Source organism: Marinobacterium weihaiense (assembly GCF_019061305.1).
Classification (GTDB): Bacteria; Pseudomonadota; Gammaproteobacteria; order Pseudomonadales; family Balneatricaceae; genus Marinobacterium; species Marinobacterium weihaiense.
The window spans coordinates 71,555-89,086 of record NZ_JAHQZT010000011.1; the positions used below are offsets into that span (position 1 = coordinate 71,555).

16 protein-coding genes are annotated in these 17,532 nt (G+C 60.8%); 6 read left to right on the forward strand and 10 right to left on the reverse strand.

Translation table 11 applies throughout. From position 1 onward, the window contains the following. The first annotated feature begins 64 nt into the window (after nt 1–64). Both KTN04_RS10270 and KTN04_RS10275 read left to right on the forward strand, forming a co-directional pair. Nucleotides 65–2,095, forward strand: a complete 2,031-nt coding sequence (locus KTN04_RS10270; RefSeq protein ID WP_217335142.1) for a DNA topoisomerase III — start codon at nt 65–67, stop codon at nt 2,093–2,095. Between the two features lie 99 nt (nt 2,096–2,194). Continuing rightward, on the forward strand, nt 2,195–3,634 hold the full coding sequence (locus tag KTN04_RS10275) for an aldehyde dehydrogenase family protein (protein WP_217335143.1): 1,440 nt from the start codon (nt 2,195–2,197) through the stop codon (nt 3,632–3,634). 18 nt (nt 3,635–3,652) lie between these two features. Here the strand turns inward: KTN04_RS10275 and KTN04_RS10280 are convergent, their stop codons facing one another. The 6 genes from KTN04_RS10280 to arsC all read right to left on the reverse strand — a co-directional run bounded on the left by KTN04_RS10280 (nt 3,653) and on the right by arsC (nt 9,445). Next, nucleotides 3,653–5,263 (reverse strand): diguanylate cyclase domain-containing protein, encoded by a 1,611-nt coding sequence (locus KTN04_RS10280; RefSeq protein WP_217335144.1) that lies wholly within the window; start codon nt 5,261–5,263, stop codon nt 3,653–3,655. Between the two features lie 242 nt (nt 5,264–5,505). After that, nucleotides 5,506–6,420, reverse strand: coding sequence for a LysR family transcriptional regulator (locus tag KTN04_RS10285; protein WP_217335145.1), 915 nt, complete (start codon nt 6,418–6,420; stop codon nt 5,506–5,508). Between the two features lie 34 nt (nt 6,421–6,454). Continuing rightward, nucleotides 6,455–8,113 (reverse strand): SufS family cysteine desulfurase, encoded by a 1,659-nt coding sequence (locus tag KTN04_RS10290; protein ID WP_217335146.1) that lies wholly within the window; start codon nt 8,111–8,113, stop codon nt 6,455–6,457. Continuing rightward, nucleotides 8,110–8,496 carry a DUF2069 domain-containing protein gene (locus tag KTN04_RS10295; protein WP_217335147.1) on the reverse strand — a complete coding sequence of 129 codons (387 nt, stop codon included), beginning with the start codon at nt 8,494–8,496 and terminating at the stop codon, nt 8,110–8,112. Before KTN04_RS10295 ends, KTN04_RS10290 begins: the two co-directional genes overlap by 4 nt. Then, the gene (wrbA, locus tag KTN04_RS10300) at nt 8,493–9,098 is read right to left on the reverse strand and encodes an NAD(P)H:quinone oxidoreductase (protein ID WP_217335148.1); all 606 of its coding nucleotides are present in this window, start codon (nt 9,096–9,098) and stop codon (nt 8,493–8,495) included. Before wrbA ends, KTN04_RS10295 begins: the two co-directional genes overlap by 4 nt. Beyond that, nucleotides 9,095–9,445, reverse strand: coding sequence for an arsenate reductase (glutaredoxin) (arsC, locus tag KTN04_RS10305; protein ID WP_217335149.1), 351 nt, complete (start codon nt 9,443–9,445; stop codon nt 9,095–9,097). Before arsC ends, wrbA begins: the two co-directional genes overlap by 4 nt. A gap of 97 nt (nt 9,446–9,542) precedes the next feature. Between arsC and KTN04_RS10310 the strand changes: the two genes are divergently transcribed. After that, a complete protein-coding gene (locus tag KTN04_RS10310) occupies nt 9,543–10,784 on the forward strand; it encodes a YihY family inner membrane protein (protein ID WP_217335150.1) in 1,242 nt (413 codons plus the stop codon). A gap of 2 nt (nt 10,785–10,786) precedes the next feature. Beyond that, a complete protein-coding gene (locus KTN04_RS10315) occupies nt 10,787–11,077 on the forward strand; it encodes an acylphosphatase (protein ID WP_217335151.1) in 291 nt (96 codons plus the stop codon). On the opposite strand, the gene KTN04_RS10320 is transcribed toward KTN04_RS10315, so the two are convergent. Continuing rightward, nucleotides 11,055–11,936, reverse strand: coding sequence for a LysR family transcriptional regulator (locus KTN04_RS10320; RefSeq protein ID WP_217335152.1), 882 nt, complete (start codon nt 11,934–11,936; stop codon nt 11,055–11,057). The genes KTN04_RS10315 and KTN04_RS10320 overlap by 23 nt on opposite strands. A 102-nt stretch (nt 11,937–12,038) precedes the next feature. Here KTN04_RS10320 and trpB point away from each other — a divergent pair, with 102 nt between their 5' ends. Together trpB and trpA are read left to right on the forward strand one after the other, a co-directional pair. Then, nucleotides 12,039–13,253, forward strand: a complete 1,215-nt coding sequence (trpB, locus tag KTN04_RS10325) for a tryptophan synthase subunit beta (protein WP_217335153.1) — start codon at nt 12,039–12,041, stop codon at nt 13,251–13,253. 9 nt (nt 13,254–13,262) lie between these two features. Next, nucleotides 13,263–14,078: a tryptophan synthase subunit alpha gene (gene trpA / locus KTN04_RS10330; RefSeq protein WP_217335154.1), complete on the forward strand. Its 816-nt coding sequence runs from the start codon at nt 13,263–13,265 to the stop codon at nt 14,076–14,078. 44 nt (nt 14,079–14,122) lie between these two features. Here trpA and dmeF read toward each other — a convergent pair whose 3' ends face one another. From dmeF to KTN04_RS10345, 3 genes are all read right to left on the reverse strand, one after another. Continuing rightward, a complete protein-coding gene (gene dmeF / locus KTN04_RS10335; RefSeq protein WP_217335155.1) occupies nt 14,123–15,085 on the reverse strand; it encodes a CDF family Co(II)/Ni(II) efflux transporter DmeF in 963 nt (320 codons plus the stop codon). A 182-nt stretch (nt 15,086–15,267) separates the two neighbouring features. Further along, entirely contained in the window at nt 15,268–16,980 is a 1,713-nt protein-coding gene (locus KTN04_RS10340) for a proline--tRNA ligase (protein WP_217335156.1), read from the reverse strand. 75 nt (nt 16,981–17,055) lie between these two features. Continuing rightward, a complete protein-coding gene (locus KTN04_RS10345; protein ID WP_217335157.1) occupies nt 17,056–17,532 on the reverse strand; it encodes a DUF523 domain-containing protein in 477 nt (158 codons plus the stop codon).

Here is a 17,532-nt window from a genome sequence, read left to right on the forward strand (position 1 = left end):
TATCGACTTGCCGGGCCTGATCTCTTACCCTAACCCTTCCGTTCCATAACCGTTTGACGTCACCATGAAGCTCTATATTGCCGAAAAGCCCAGTCTTGCCCGTGCCATCGCTGCCGTTCTGCCCGGTCCGCAGAAAAAGGAGGAGGGCATGATTCGTTGCGGGGGTGACCAGGTCGTGAGCTGGTGCATTGGGCATCTGCTGGAGCAGGTGGAGCCCGATGTCTATGATCCGGCTTACAAGCAATGGCGACTGGAGCATTTGCCCATCGTGCCCGAGGAGTGGCAGTTGCGACCGCGTCAGGGCGTGGGCAAGCAGATCGCGGTACTGCGCAAGCTGGTCAAGGCCGCTGACGAAATCATCCATGCCGGGGACCCGGACCGCGAGGGCCAGCTGTTGGTGGATGAGGTGATCGACTTTCTGAAGGTGCCGGCTGCCAAGCGTGCGCAGGTGCAGCGCTGCCTGATTTCCGACCTCAACCCGGAAGCCGTTCGGCGTGCCATCGCCCGCCTCAAGCCCAATCGTGATTTCGTGCCGTTGTCGGTTTCGGCGCTGGCGCGTTCCCGGGCCGACTGGCTGTTCGGCATCAACATGACCCGTGCGCTGACAGTCAAGGGCCGCGGTGCCGGCTACGATGGCGTGCTTTCGGTGGGCCGGGTGCAGACGCCGGTACTGGGACTGGTGGTGCAGCGTGATGCCGAGATCCAGGCGTTCGAGCCCAAGCCCTACTATGAGGTGGATGCCCATTTGCTGACGCAGAAGGGGGAGGCATTCAAGGCTCGCTGGCAACCCAGCGAAGCCTGCGCACGTTTTCAGGACGAGGAGGGGCGAGTGCTGTCGAAACCACTGGCTGAAAACGTGGTGCAGCGGATTACGGGCCAGCCGGGTGTAGTCAAACAGGATGAACGCAAGACCGGGCAGCAGGCCGTGCCCTTGCCCTATAATCTGTCCGCGCTGCAGATCGATTGTGCCAAGCGCTTCGGGCTCAATGCCCAGCAGGTGCTGGATGCGGCCCAGGCACTGTACGAGCGGCATCAGCTGATTACCTATCCCCGCTCCGACTGCCGCTACCTGCCTGCCGAGCATTTCACCGAGGCGAGCCGGGTCAGCCAGGCAGTGGCCCGCACCGAGCCGGAGCTGGTGTTGGCGGTGCAAAACGCTGACTTGAGTCTCAAATCCAAGGCCTGGAATGACAAGAAGGTCGAGGCGCACCATGCCATCATCCCGACCGCCAAGGCGGCCGCCGCGGATCGCCTCAGCCGTGCCGAGCTGCAGGTCTACAGCCAGGTTGCGCGTCAGTATCTGATGCAATTCTATCCGCCTTGCCGTTATGCCGATCGACGTGTCGAGGTTGACATCGCCGGCGGCATCTTTGTGGCCAAGGTGCGCCAGATCATCGATCCGGGTTGGAAGGCGCTGCTCGGCAAGGAGGCGCAGGACGAAGCGGAAGGGCAGCTGCCGGTGTTGGACAAGAACGAACAGCTGCACTGTGAACGCGGGGAACTGTTGGAGAAAATGACCCAGCCGCCCAAGGCGTTCAACGATGCCAGCCTGCTGTCGGCGATGACCGGTATTGCGCGTTTTGTGCAGGATGCCGAACTGCGCAAGGTATTGCGTGACACCGATGGCTTGGGGACCGAGGCGACCCGGGCTGGCATTATCGAGCTGTTGTTCAAGCGCGGCTTTCTGCAACGCCAGGGCAAGCAGATCAATGCCACTGAGGCCGGTAAGGCGCTGATTGCCGCTTTGCCCGAGGAGTTGAGCCGACCGGATATGACGGCGCATTGGGAGTCCCAGCTCGATGCGATCAGCCGCAAGGCCTTCAACTATCAGGGCTTCATGCAGCCACTGGAACAGGCGCTGCCGCAGTTGATCGGTCAAATCCGGCCCGATGCACTCAGCGGCATCAAGGCACCGCCACGCGGCAAGTCCGCCCGGAGCAAGTCCGGCAAGGGCCAGGGGCGCAAGAAAAGCGGTTTGCCGAGTGGTTCGTCTACGGGGACGGCCGGCAGCGCGTCAAAGCGTGGCACCCGTCGCAGTGGCGCCAGCAAGCGCAGCATTGCGGGGCCGCGCACACGGGTCAAAGCGGCCCCCTGAGTGGGCCGGGGTGGTGACCTGAACGTCCTGAGTGGTTACCCTTAAGAGGTTAACGATCGCTGCAGACAACCCAACAAGTGCACAACCGAGGGATGGAACATGCTGGAAAAACGCGAATTCTATATCAACGGCCAGTGGGTCGCGCCGGCGCAGGCCGCCGATCTTGAGGTCATCGACCCGTCAACGGAGCAGGTATGTGCGATGATTTCGCTGGGCAGTCAGGCCGACACCGATGCGGCCGTTGCGGCGGCACGCGCGGCCTTTGACAGCTGGAGCCAGACCCGCCGTGAAGCGCGCCTGGAGCTGCTGGAAAAGCTGTATGCACAGTACAAGGCCCGCTCGGCGGAAATGGCCGAGGCGATCTCGCTGGAAATGGGCGCGCCCATCGCGCTGGCCCAGACCGCGCAGTGGGGCACCGGTGCCAGTCATTTGAAGAACTTCATCCGCGTGCTGCGCGAATATGACTTCGAAACGCCGCTGGGCGAGCATGCGCCCGGCAACCAGGTTCTACGCGAACCCATCGGGGTCTGCGGGCTGATTACGCCTTGGAACTGGCCCATGAATCAGGTCACCCTCAAGGTGGTGGCGGCTCTGGCGGCAGGCTGTACCATGGTGCTTAAACCGTCTGAAATCGCACCGCTGTCGGCCATGTTGTTTGCCGAGATGATCGATGCGGCCGGTTTTCCGGCGGGCGTGTTCAACCTGGTGAACGGTGATGGCCCCGGTGTCGGCACCCAGCTGTCCGGTCACCCGGACATCGACATGATCTCCTTCACCGGCTCAACCCGTGCAGGGCGGGCCATTTCCCGCAACGCCGCCGATACCGTCAAGCGTGTCAGTCTTGAGCTGGGTGGCAAGGGGGCCAATATCCTGTTTGCCGATGCGGATGAAAAGGCCGTAGTTCGGGGGGTACGCCACTGCTTCATGAACTCCGGCCAGTCCTGCAACGCACCCACCCGCATGCTGGTGGAGCGCCCCCTGTATGAACAGGCGGTGCAAACGGCCATTGAGGTGGCCGCCAAGACGGAGGTCAACCAGGCTTCGCTGGAAGGCAAACATATTGGCCCGGTAGTGTCTCAGGCCCAGTTCGACAAGATCCAGGGGCTGATTCAACAGGGCATTGATGAAGGTGCACGGCTGGTCGCCGGTGGCCTTGGCAAGCCGGATGGCATGGATGAAGGCTACTTTGTACGCCCGACCGTGTTTGCCGACGTGAACAATGATATGACCATCGCCCGCGAGGAAATTTTTGGTCCCGTGCTGGCCATGATTCCCTTCGATACCGAAGAAGAGGCTATTCGTATCGCCAATGACAGTCCTTACGGCCTGACGCATTATGTGCAGACACAGGACGGCGCCAAGGCAAATCGAGTGGCGCGCCAGCTGCGGGCCGGCATGGTGCAGATGAATGGCGAGGCGCTGGGTGGCGGTGCCCCCTTCGGTGGCTACAAACAGTCTGGCAACGGCCGTGAAGGTGGCCCCTGGGGGTTGGAAGAATACCTGGAAGTGAAGGTCGTGACCGGCTGGACAGCCGGTTGACCCACCGGCCGGTTCGCGTCAGGGCGCAACCGGCATTAGAATCTCGGCCGCCAGTGCCTGCTGCAGTTCATCCATGTTCAGTGGCAGCGGGCCCGGCCTTGAGCAGTTGGCGTGGCGCCAGCCCACGTATCGGTTGCGGCCCTCTTGCTTGGCGCGATAGAGCGCCATGTCTGCCACCTTGAACACTGCTGTCCATGACGTGCCTGGTGCCGGCAGGTTATTGGTTGCGACAGTCATGAAACCGATGGAACAGGTCAGGGCAATCCGCCCATCCACAAACGGGCGTTGCTCGGTCTGTCGACGGATACGCTCGGCCACTTCGGCGGCCTGCTCAATGTCGGTCAGTTGGCAAATGGCCAGAAACTCTTCACCGCCGGTGCGGATCAGTAGGTCGTCTTCGCGGCAGCAGGACCGCAGGTGCTGTGCAAATTCATGCAGAATCCGGTCACCAATGTCATGGCCATAGGTATCATTGATACGCTTGAAGTGGTCCAGGTCTACATACATGACCATGGCACAGTGGTCCGGTCGCCAGCGTTGGGGCTGGCGAAGTGCGAGTTCCAGTGCGCGCCGGTTGCCCAGCTCGGTCAGCGGATCGGTCAGGCTGTCCTGTTTGAGACGGTCCCGGTCGTTGATGATATCGGCACGGTCGGCCGAGAGGCGCAACGCCATGTCCTGAAACGCCCGTGACAGGTCTGCCAGCTCATCCTTGCCAGGGTGGGCTTCAAATGCAGACAGCGTCTGCGAACGGGAAAACTGCTGTACGGCTTGCTGCAGCTCCAATACGGGCTTGACCAGATAGTGGCGCAGCAGGAGGTAGGTGAAGAACACGCCGATTAACCCCACGCAAAAAATGATGGCCATCAGCTGATAGGTGGACGCGAGCGTCTGCTTCAGGAACGGGCGCCCACCATGCAACTCCACCCGCAGGGCTTCAGAGCCGTCGCCCAGCAGCGGGAGCCAGATGCGACTGATGCTCTCACGGTCGGATGGAAGCAGGACTTGGGTAGGTTCTGTTGGAAGAGCGTCCAGTACCAGAGAAATATCCGGCGTTACGGCCTCTTCCAGCGTGTTGGTGACACCCGGGTCGATCATGCGGCCAAAGTAGAGCATGCCGGCTATCGGGCCGCTGCCGTCCGTGCGCCGCACGGGGCTGGCGGCCACCATCAGCACCATATTGTTGATGTTGACCAGGCCGCTGCCGCCCTGAGCCAGGGCATGGCTGACAGAGCCGCTCAGCAGGCGGTCAGTGAGTCCTTTACGCAGCGGAATCGTCCGGTGGGTAGTGCGCAGCAGGACCGGGCGTCCGGCCCTCGCGATAAGCACAAAGTCCATGCTCATTTCACCCAGAGTACCTTCGGCGAGGGTTGCGCGCACAAAATCCGGGTTGTTTCGGTTCAGGTAGTCATGGGTTTCATCCCAATGCCCCCAGTCAACGGCGAACTGTTCAATATGCTTGATTTCGCGCTGAACGGCTCTTTTGGCGCTTTGAAGCTCTTGCTTCAGGCCACTGATTTCCAGTGACTCCACTTTCGGAATGACGAGCAGGTGTTCGACCAGCCAGATACCTGAACCGAGAAAACCGAGCAGCAGCAACAGGCTGATGAGCAGCTTGGATCTGATCTTCATGCGCAGGGTCGCCTTTGAGGTTGTCAAAACCATTGTGCATCTGGAAGAAAGGGTTTTAAAGCCGCGCGCCAGTGCAATCGCGTCAACAAGCAGGAGCCATAAAGAGCATGGTACAGGTGTTCGGAAGGTGAGCGTAGTGTGAAGGCTGATACTATGTATCAGGAAGTGTGGCGGAATAGATACTGTTTTGGATTTTGATGGCGCGAGTAAGGGGGTACGTGACAGTACCCCCGATGAGCGCATCAACCCGCCAAGTGCACCAGACGGCTCTGGACCCAGGGATGATCGCGCAGGCGCTCGGTCATGTGATCCAGGAACGCACGTACACGCGGATTCAGATTGCGGCGGCTGGCGTAAAGCGCGTTGATTTCAAGAGGCTCCAGATCGAAATCGCCCAGAACGCGCACGATAGTGCCATCCTGTACCAGTTCGCTGCAGAACACCTCCGGCAGGCGGCCGATACCATGGCCCTGCAGAATCATCTCGCGCACAAAACTCAGACTGTTGGTGCGCAAGCGCCCGCCCATAGTGACCGGCTCATGGTTATTCCAGTTGATGAAGCGCAAGTGATCAAAGGGCTTCAGCAGTGTGATGCACTGGTGACGTGCCAGATCATCCGGCGTCTGCGGCATGCCGTTTGCCTCAATGTACGCGGGCGTGGCGAACAAGCCACGATGCAAGCCGGCGATATGACGTGCAATCAGGCTGGAGTTGGGCAGGGGGCCCAGTCGCAGTGTCAGATCAACGCCTTCCTCGATCAAGTCAACCGTACGGGTGCTCAGCTCCACATCGACTTCGATGCGGGGGTAGGCTTCCATGAAGCTGCAGATGACTTCGTTCATCATGAACACGCCGATCTCGGTGGGCATGGTCAGACGCAGGCGGCCGCGCAGCTCGGTCTTGGAGGCGCTGATATCGTCCTGAACCGCTTCCAGGTCGTCCACCAGCGGCTGGGCACGTGAAAACAGCTCTTCACCTTCCGCCGTCAGCTTGAGCTTGCGGGTGGTGCGTTGTATCAGTCGAATCCCCAGGGTATCTTCCAACTGGGCGATACGGCGGCTGATGGTGGATTTTTGCACGTTGAGACTTTCAGCCGCGGCGGTGAAACTCCCGGTTTCTACCACGCGAATAAACAGGCTCAGATCGTTAAGGTTCATCAAATACTCCAGAACAGATCGGCGGCGCCCGGGCTCATTGTTCCGGGTTACAAGCGAAGGCCTGCAACGCACGGATGATGGCCAGCAGTCCATTGCCCCGAGACGGGCTCAGGTGTCGCTGAATATCAAGTTGACTCAGTGTAGTGTTCAGATCAGTGGCCAGAAGCTCTGCGGGTGTCAGGCCGTTGACCTGTTCGATCAGCAGTGCCAGCAAGGCGCGCAGAATGCGGGCGTCGGCATCCGCCTGGCAGTGCAGGCGCCCGTTGGCATCGAGCTCGGTGATAAGCCATACCCGGGATTCACAGCCCTGAAGCAAAAAGCGATCCTGCTTGACTGCGGGTGGCAGGGCCTCACAGGCCTGCCCCAGGCGCATCAGGGCCTGGTAGCGACTGGTCCAGTCGGTTGCGGAGTATACGCTTTTTAGCGCGTTTTGGTAGTCACTTTGTTCCAATTCTGCAACAGGCACGGTGTTTTTCTGGCTTTGCACCAGTGCATCCAGTACCCGAGCCAGGCGTTCGGCCTCGTCAAGGCTATTGTAGCAGGCAAAGGATGCCCGCAGGGTGCCAGGCAGCCCCAGCGCCTGCATCAGCGGCATGGCACAGTGATGACCGGCGCGCACGGCGATACCGTGGCGATCCAGCCAGTGCGCCACATCCTGCTGGTGATGGCCAGCCAGTTCAAATGATACCAGACTGACGCGCTGGTGGCCGGAGGCGATGGCTTTAAAGCCCGGTACCTGGGCGCAGCTTTCAAGGGCGTGTGTCAGCAGTGACTGTTCGTGGGTTTCCATGGCGACGCGGTCCTGAGTCGACAGGTACTCTATGGCCGCGGCGAGACCGATGGCACCGGCAATGTGCGGTGTGCCGGCCTCGAACTTGAACGGCAGTCCGGCATAGGTAGTGCCGTCAAAGCTGACCCGTTCGATCATTTCGCCCCCGGCTTGCCAGGGCGGCATGGCGTCCAGCAGTTCGCGGCGTCCCCAGAGGGCGCCGATGCCGGTGGGGCCGAACAGCTTGTGGCCGGAAAAAGCGTAAAAATCACAAGCCAGTGAGCTTATATCCACATCAAAGTGGGGCACGGCCTGGGCGCCGTCCACCAGCACAGTGGCACCGGCATCACGAGCCTCCTGACACAACGTTGCCACTGGATAGATGGTTCCCAAGGCGTTGGAAACATGGCTCAGGGCCACCAATGCCGGCTGGCGTGATAGCAGCTGCCGATAGGCGTCCAGGTCGATATCGCCGTCGGCCTGCAGGGGAATGACTTCAATGAGGGCGCCGGTGATTTCTGCCAAGCGTTGCCAGGGCACGATATTGGCGTGGTGCGAACTCTGCATCAGCAGTATGCGATCACCGGCACGCAGGTTGTGCTGGCCCCAGCTGTAAGCAACCAGGTTGATCGCTTCGGTGGTGCCACGGGTCCAGATCAGGCAGCGGCTGTCATCGATGCCCAGCCAGCGCGCCAGACGTTCGCGGGCCTGTTCAAACGCCAGGGTTGCCTGGGCCGACAGCGCGTGACTGCCGCGGTGCACGTTGGCATTGCCGGTCTTGTAGAAGCGGTTGAGTGCATCGATTACCGGACGGGGCTTGAGCGTGGTAGCCGCGTTATCCAGGTACACCAGCGGCTGACCGTGCACACGCACGGACAGCTGCGGGAAGTCACGGCGCCAGCGCTTGGGGTCGCTCTGACTCACAGGGCGTTACCGCTGCTGCGATCGAGCTGACTGCGCCAGCGAGCATACAGCATGGCTGAGGTGAACAATGTGACCAGTAGGGCACAGTCGGCCAGCCCCAGCCAGCGGACGGGTGGCGGAATCAGCGCTGCGATGACAGCTTCCAGAAAGTACAGCAGCAATACAAAACACATCCAGGCGTGGCCGCGCGGCTGCCCCTTGATGACGACCGGCGCAAATGCCAGTAGCGGCAACAGGTGAATCAGCCAGATGACCCAGGGGTTGTCGCCCTGTGAAGGTGCTATCCACAGATACCAAAGCGTAAACAGAATCAGCAGGCCGAAATAGCTGAACAGCACCAGCGCGCGGCTAATGCGTGTTTTGAGGGCCAAGGCGTGGTTCATGAGGGATCCCTGTTCAGGTTCAAGGCCAATTGGCCCAGGCGCTTGCCCTGCTGTAGGGCCAGTGCCGCTTCAATGTCGTCGAGTGAGGCGTTGTCATCCTGGCCACTGACATGGGTAACGCCATACGGGGTGCCGCCAGAACGTGTCTCCAGCAGTTCGGTAGCGCTGTAGGGCAGGCCGGCCAGGACCATGCCGTGGTGCAGCAGCGGCAGCATCATGCTCAGCAGGGTGGTTTCCTGGCCGCCATGCAGGCTGGCGCTGGAACTGAAGACACAGGCCGGCTTGTCGATCAGGGCACCGGATAGCCAGAGGCTGCTGGTCGAGTCGATGAAATACTTCATCGGCGCGGCCATGTTGCCGAAGCGGGTCGGGCTGCCCAGGGCCAGACCGGCGCAGTTGGCCAGATCGGCTTCGGTGCAGTAGATGGCACCGGATTCCGGTACCTCGGGCTCTGTGGCTTCACAGGTGGCGGATACGGCCGGCACTGTGCGCAGTCGCGCTTCCAATCCGGCTTCTTCGACACCGCGGGCAATCTGCCGCGCCAGGGCCCGAGTGGCACCGCTGCGGCTGTAATACAGGACCAGTACGTAGGGCTGGCTCACGCGAGGATCTCCAGTACAGATTCCGGCGGACGGCCGATGCGGGCACGGTCACCATTGATCACGATGGGGCGCTCGATCAACCTGGGGTACAGGGTCATGGCCTGAATGACGGCCGCGTCGTCCAGATCCTGATTGTCCAGTCCGGCGTCCTTGTACTCGGACTCCTTTACCCGCAGCAGTTCACGCGGTGCCATGCCCAGTGCGTCCAGAACCGCCTTGATTTCGTCTGCTGTAGGTACGTCCTTGAGGTATTCGCGGATCTCGGGTTCAATGCCGCGTTCCTGCAACAGCTTGAGCGTTTCACGGGACTTGGAACAGCGCGGGTTGTGGTAAAGGGTAATGGACATTGAGTGCTCCGTTTCAGGCTTTCATTAGGCTGATGAGCGCCCTATTGTATAGGGCGGAGCAACAATTAGTTAAGAGCGTTTCAGTAAGAGACCGGATATGCAAAAGGGATCATTGTCGGCAGTCGTGACATTCGTGCGTTTGCTGGCACAGCAGTTTCAAGCCAACCAGGGCATTCTCAATGCGGCCGCCCTGACCTATACCACCCTGTTCGCGGTGGTACCATTGATGACCGTATCCTATTCCATGCTGGCTGCCGTACCCAATTTCAAAGGGGTGGGCGAGCAGATTCAGGCCTGGATCTTCGAGAATTTCGTGCCAGCCACCGGTGAGGTGGTGCAGGACTACTTGGGCACCTTTTCCTCCCAGGCCCAGAGTCTGACCGTGGTCGGTATCATCTTTCTGGCCGTGACCTCGATCATGATGATGAAAAACATCGAGGCCGCGTTCAACCGTATCTGGCGCGTGGCCGAACCGCGTAAGGGCCTGTCCAGTTTCCTGCTGTACTGGGCGGTGCTAAGCTTGGGGCCCATTCTGGTGGGCCTGGGGCTGCTGCTGACTTCCTATATCGCCAGTCTTTCAATTTTCACCAGCACGACCGATCTGGTGGGCAAGGCCCGGCTGCTGTCGCTGTTGCCGCCACTGTTTTCGGCGCTGGCATTCATGTTGTTGTATGCCGCTGTCCCCAACTGTCGGGTGCCCCTGCGCAGCGCGGCCATTGGCGGTCTTTTTGCGGCAGTACTGTTTGAGCTTGCCAAGCGCGGCTTTGTGCAGTTTGTCACCCTGTCGCCGTCCTATCAGCTGATCTACGGCGCTTTTGCGGCAGTGCCGTTGTTCCTGCTGTGGATCTATATCAGCTGGATGATCATTCTGCTGGGAGCCGAATTGACCCGGCTGCTCACCGTGTCACGCCTGGACAAACAGCGCCTGCACGAACCGCATCTGTACACTGTGCTGGCCGTGTTGCAGCGGCTGTGGGTGGCGCAGCAGGAGGGCGAGCCGTTGGCCGATCGCGTGTTGCTGAAGGAGGTGCCGGGGCTGGATCAGGGGCGCTGGGACGACTACGTTCAACTGCTGATCGATGCCGGTTTGGTGCGGCGCACGGAAGGTGGGCAATACCTGCTGAGTCGAGACCTGAGTCGTTATACGCTGTTGCAATTGCAACGTGCGCTGCCTTGGCCGCTGCCAGACCCCCTCGATGGTTATGAGCAGCCCTGGCAAACCGAGTTGCACAACCGGTTGCAGATGTTGCAACGTCAGCGCGGGGTGGTTTTGAATATCAGCTTGCAGGATCTCTATCGGCGTGGACATATTCCAACCCTTGAGCAGATACAGGAATAATTATGGCAAAGATCTGTGTGCATGCAGTAGTCAGTGGGCGCGTGCAGGGCGTCTGGTTCCGTCATTTCACCCGTGAGCAGGCCGAAGCCAGTGCGCTGACCGGTTGGGTGCGCAACCTGCCGGACGGGCGAGTTGAGGCCATGCTGTGCGGCGAGGAAAAGGCCGTTCGCCACGTCGAGGCTTGGCTGAGCCAGGGGCCCGAGTTGGCCAACGTGGCCGAAGTGGTCTCCAGCGATGCGCCCTTTGACGATGAATTGGAGGGCTTTCTGATCAGGGACTCAGACGCTGTTTGAGCCACTGCGCCAATTGCTGAGCGCGCGGGTCCCGTGCGCCCCTGGGAAGCCATAGCGTCAACTGAGCCTCGGTTTCGATAAAGCCCCAGGGAGCCAGCAGGCGGCCGGTGCGCAGATCTTCCTCCACCAGGTACTCCGGTGCAATGGCAACCCCCAGTCCAACCAGCGCTGCCTCCAGCATGTAGTTGAGGTGATCGAAGGACTGCTGCGGCTGCAGTGCGTGGCTGTCGAGTCCGAACCGGTCGCACCATTCCGGCCAGGCCTGAGGGCGTGACAGGGTTTGCAGCAGAGGCAGTCGCTGCAGGCTGTCCGGTGCCGGATCCTCGCTGCCCACTAGCAGGTCCGGGCGCAGCACCGGACCGATGCGCTCCGGTGCCAACTCGATCACGTCCTGATCGGCCGGCCAGGGTGGGGTGGCAAAGCGCAGTGCCGCATCGATGCCGGTGCGAAGGGGCTGCTCTTCATCGATGGCGGTCAAGTGCAGCTCCAGCCCCGGACAGTCATGTTTCAATAAGTCCAGCCGTGGAATGAACCAGCGCGCCAGAAAGCTGCCCGAACAGCCAAGCACGAAAGGAGCGTCTTCCGCCTCGCGGCGCAATTGATCACAGGTCTGCTCCAGCTGAGAGAAAACCTGGGTCGTGGTCGTGGCCAGGCGGGCCCCGGCCGGCGTGAGCCGTACGCCGCGACCGGCACGCTCGAACAGCGTTAGACCCAACTGCTCCTCCAGCTGTCGAATTTGCCGGCTGACGGCACCGTGCGTCACGTGCAGCTGCTCGGCAGCGGCTGACATGCTGAGTGTGCGGGCCGTGGTATCAAAGGCGCGCAGGGCGTTCAAAGAAGGCAGGGTGGTACGGGTCATGGCTGTTACTTTTTCTCACAGTTCAGTGTGATTTTATCGATTTTTTCCCGTGCCTGCATGCTCTAGACTGCAGTCATCACAATGATTGATGGAGTCGAACCCATGAGCACAGAGACCTCCCTGCGACAGGGCCCCGACGCAAGCGGATTCTTTGGTCGTTTCGGCGGGCGTTTCGTCGCTGAAACCCTGATGCCCCTGATTCTGGAACTGCAGGACGAGTATGAACGCGCCAAGCAGGACCCGGCCTTCCACGCCGAGCTGGAAAAACTGCAGAAGGATTTTGTGGGACGCGAGACGCCGCTGTATCTGGCCGAGCGTCTGACCGAAGCCCTGGGCGGGGCCAAGATCTACCTTAAGCGTGAAGATCTGAACCACACTGGCGCACACAAGATCAACAACTGCCTGGGTCAGATTCTGCTGGCCAAACGCATGGGCAAGAAGCGCATCATTGCGGAAACCGGCGCCGGCATGCACGGCGTGGCAACGGCTACCGTGGCGGCACGTTTCGGTATGGAATGCGTGATCTACATGGGCAGCACGGATATTCATCGTCAGCAGCCCAACGTGCAGCGCATGAAGCTTTTGGGCGCCAAGGTGATTCCAGTGACCAGTGGCACGGGCACGCTGAAGGACGCCATGAACGAGGCCCTGCGAGACTGGGTCACCAACGTGGACAGCACCTTCTATATCATCGGCACTGTGGCCGGCCCTCACCCGTACCCGGCACTGGTGCGCGACTTCCAGTCGGTTATCGGTGACGAGACTCGTCAGCAGATGCTGGACAAGGAAGGGCGCCTGCCGGATACGCTGGTGGCCTGTATCGGTGGCGGTTCCAACGCCATGGGGTTGTTCCACCCCTTCCTGGACGATACAGATGTGAAAATGATCGGCGTCGAAGCCGGCGGCGAAGGGCTCGACAAGCGCCACGCGGCCAGTCTCAAGGGGGGCGAGCCGGGCGTGCTGCACGGCAACCGTACCTTCCTGTTGCAGTCCGATGATGGCCAGATTCAGGATGCGCACTCCATTTCGGCGGGCTTGGACTACCCCGGCATTGGCCCCGAGCACGCCTGGTTGCATGACATCAAGCGCGTCGAGTATGTGGCCGTGACCGATGAGGAAGCGTTGGACGGATTCAAGGCACTGTGCAAGTACGAGGGTATCATTCCGGCTCTGGAAACCTCACACGCCATTGCCCATGTGCTCAAGCTGGCACCGACTCTGCCCAAGGACCACCTGGTTGTCATCAACCTCAGTGGTCGTGGCGACAAGGATATGGTGACCGTTACCGAACATCTGGCAGATGAACTGGCGGAATAAGGATTTAGAATGACAGCGACAAGCCGTATGGAGCGCCGCTTTGCCGCGCTCAAAGCCGACAACCGTGCCGGGCTGGTGACCTTCACCACTGCCGGTGATCCGGACTACACACACAGCCTGAACACGCTGCTGGGCCTGCCGGCCGCAGGAGCGGATGTCATTGAGCTGGGCATGCCGTTCACGGACCCGATGGCGGATGGCGCCGCCATTCAGCTGGGCAGCCAGCGCGCACTGGCCAACGGCCAGAACATGGTGAAAACCCTGCAAATGGTGCGTGAGCTGCGCAAGCAGGATCAGGACACTCCGCTGGTGCTGATGGGGTACTACAACCCGATCTACCGCTACGGTGTTGAAGCGTTTCTCGAAGAAGCCGCCGAAGCCGGTGTCGATGGTCTGATCGTGGTGGACCTGCCGCCGGAACACGATGATGAACTCTGTGTACCGGCAGCCCAGGCGGGGATTCATTTCATCCGTCTGGCGACCCCGACCACCGATGCCAAGCGCCTGCCGGGCGTGCTGGCGAATACCTCCGGCTTCCTGTACTACGTTTCCAGCACCGGTGTAACCGGTGCCGCAGCGCCGACGCCGGAAAAGGTGCAGGCTGAAGTGGAAGCAATCCGGGCACATACCGATATTCCGATCGGAGTCGGCTTTGGCATTCGTACCCCCGAGCAGGCCGCGCGCATCGCTCGCTTTGCGGATGGTGTGGTGGTGGGGTCTGCACTGGTGGATCGTATTGCAGCGGCCGAGACGCCCGAAGCCGGGACGGCATCCGTGCTGTCACTGGTGAGCGAGCTGGCAGAAGCGGTGCGCAACGCCCGCTGATCAGACTGCCCGGCGCAGCGGGTGGTGTCCCCACCCGTTGCGTATTACCCCTGTTTCCTCTCCCGCGCACACTGCTGACAGTAACTCACCTCAATGATGGGGTGATGCAGATTCTTGATGGTTCTCAACTTGGCACGGTATTGCTCCGGTGTGGTTGCACCGTGTGCGACCACGGCTGCCACCAGGGTCCATGAACCTTGGCCGACCGACCAGACATGCAGATCCACCACGTCAGTATCGCCCATGCGCTGCAACTGCTTGCGTGCCTGTTTGCGAATCTCGTCCGGCCCTTCGCGGTCCAGCAAGACTCCGGCGGTCTGCCGCAGCAGCCCCCAGGACCAGCGCAAAATGACGAGAGAGGCAACCAGTGCGATGGCCGGGTCCAGCCAGTGCCAGCCAAAGATCCAGGCGGCACCCAAACCGACAATAGCCGCCACTGAAGTTACGACATCCGCCATCACATGAGCTACAGCGGCACCGAGGTTGGAATCGTGCTCATGCTCGCCATGGCCGTGACCATGTTCGTGCTTGCCGGTCAGCAGAACGGCCGAAACCAGGTTGACCACCAGGCCGATGACCGCCACGGTCATGGCTTCCTTTGGCATCAGGGCACCAGGCTCCAGCAGGCGATGAGCAGACTCGTACATCAGCCACATCGTGGATACCCCCAACATCAGGGCACTGGTATAGGCTGCCAGGTCGGCAATCTTGCCGCTGCCAAGGCTGAGACGACGGTCATGGGCGTGGCGGCGTGACAGGTAATAGGCCAAGGCGGCCAGTCCCAGTGCCATGGCATGGCCGGCCATGTGAATGCCGTCGGCCAGCAGCGCCATGGAACCGGTCCAAAGGCCGGCAGCTACTTCAGCCAGCATGGTGACAAACGTCAGCAGGGTGACCAGCGTGGCGCGGCGTTCAGCCTTGCGCTTCTGGCCCTGGCCAAAGTCATGTGGGTGTTCGAGTTGATCAGCGGTATGACAGTGTTCAGATTCGGGGGCCGGGCGGGACATTACTACTCCGAGAAGCAATTAAACGTACATGAAACAGTGTATCAGCGAGCGCGACAATGCGAAGAAAAAGCATGAACAGATAACACTGTTCCTGAGCGGGGTCAGTTTTTTGTAACAGAAAGGTTTAAAAGGGGCAGGTGCGTCAAAAAAGGATCGGCCCGGAGAACCCGGGCCGAGGTGTATCAGGCCATCTGCTGCAGCAGGAATTCCACGGCGGTATCGACGGCGATATCGCTGGAATCCGCGTCGCGGCGGCTCTTGTATTCCAGAGTGCCGTTGTTCAGGCCGCGGTCGGAAATGACCAGGCGCTGCGGGATACCCATCAGTTCCATGTCGGCGAACTTGACGCCCGGACGTTCCTTGCGATCATCCAGGAAGACATCCACGCCGGCGGCCTGCAGGGCCGCATAGAGTTCGTCGGCCTTGGCACGAACCTCGTCGGACTTGTCATAGTTCAGCGGCACCAGTGCCACGCTGAACGGGGCCAGCGCCTGCGGCCAGATGATGCCCTTGTCGTCATGGTTTTGTTCGATGGCAGCGGCGACTACACGGGTCACGCCGATGCCGTAGCAGCCCATGGCCATGACGGTAGACTTGCCATTCTCATCCAGTACAGTGGCGTTCATCGCCTCGGAGTACTTGGTGCCCAGCTGGAAGATATGGCCCACTTCAATGCCACGGCGGATCTGGATCTTGCCCTGGCCGCAGGGGCTGGGGTCGCCTTCAACCACGTTACGGATATCGGCGACGTCCGGTGTCGGCAGGTCACGCTCCCAGTTGATGCCAAAGTAGTGCTTGTCATCGATATTGGCGCCGGCACCGAAGTCGGACAGGGTTTCAACGCTGCGATCGATGATGCACGGAATCGGCAGATTGACCGGGCCCAGAGAGCCGGGACCGGCACCGATCACCTGACGAATTTCTTCGTCGGTCGCAAAGCGCAGCGGTGTTTCCACCTGCGGCAGCTTCTCGGCCTTGATTTCGTTCAGCTCGTGATCGCCACGGACCAGCAGGGCAACGAAATCGGCGTCGACCGCTTCGCTGGCAGCCACGATCAGGGTCTTGACGGTCTTTTCGATGGGCAGATCGAACTGTTCGACCAGCTCGGCGATGGTCTTGGCGTTCGGGGTGTCAACCAGGCGCATCTCTTCGCTCGGGGCCTGGCGCTCGCCCAGCGACAGGGCTTCGGCCATCTCGATGTTGGCGGCGAAGTCGCTGCTGTCGGAGAAGGCGATGTCGTCTTCACCGGAGTTGGCCAGCACGTGGAACTCGTGCGAGGAGTCACCGCCGATGGAGCCGTTGTCGGCCAGTACCGGACGGAAATCCAGGCCCAGGCGGGTAAAGATGTTGGTGTAGGCCTGGTGCATCACCTTGTAGGTGTCCACCAGCGACTCCTGCGTGGTGTGGAAGGAGTAGGCGTCCTTCATGATGAATTCGCGCGAGCGCATCACACCGAAGCGCGGACGAATCTCGTCACGGAACTTGGTTTGAATCTGGTAGAAGTTGGCCGGCAGCTGCTTGTAGCTTTTGACTTCGCGGCGCACCAGATCGGTGATCACCTCTTCATGGGTCGGGCCCACGCAGAACTCGCGGTTGTGGCGGTCATTCACACGCAGCAACTCGGGGCCGTACTGTTCCCAGCGACCGGATTCTTCCCAGAGCTCGGCCGGCTGGATGGCGGGCATCAGCACTTCCTGGGCGCCGGCGGCATCCATCTCTTCGCGCACGATGCGCTCCACCTTGCGCAGGGTGCGCAGGCCCAGGGGCAACCAGCTGTAGAGGCCGGCCGCGACCTTGCGGATCATGCCCGCACGCAGCATCAGCTGATGGCTGATCACCTCGGCGTCAGAGGGCGTCTCTTTCAGGGTCGCAATCAGAAATTGGCTTGCTCGCATAGAACCAGGGTCCGTCTAATAATGAAAATGGCCCCCATTTTAGGGGGCCAGCGTCAGGCGAACAAGGGGCCGGGCTCAGGCAGCGCGGCTGTACTGTTCGACAAACTGAATCAGATCTTCCAGCTGATGTTCATTGAACACCGGGAAACCGTTGCGCAGCAGCTCATCGGCGGCCACGCCCGGTGCATTCACCAGATTGCCGGAGAAGGTGCCGTCATAGATTTCCTGGTTGCCGCAGGAGGGGCTTCGGGCCTTCATCAGTGCACAGCAGCAATCGTGCTGACGCGCCAGTTCAAGGGCCTGTTCGGCACCGCTGAGGAACTGCGGCGTAACGTCTTCGCCGGCGCTGGTGGTAATCAGAATTGGAAAGCGGCTCTGGGTTTCGGCCGGGGCTCTCGGGGTCGGCAGACCGCCAAGGGTTTCGGGGCAGACGGTCACCAAACGTCCCTGTTGCTGCCAGCGTTTGAGAACCGGATGATCCAGCAGATTGTCGCGGCCGTCATAACGCACTTTTGCGCCCAGCAAGCAGGCGCTGACCAGTACTTTACTCAT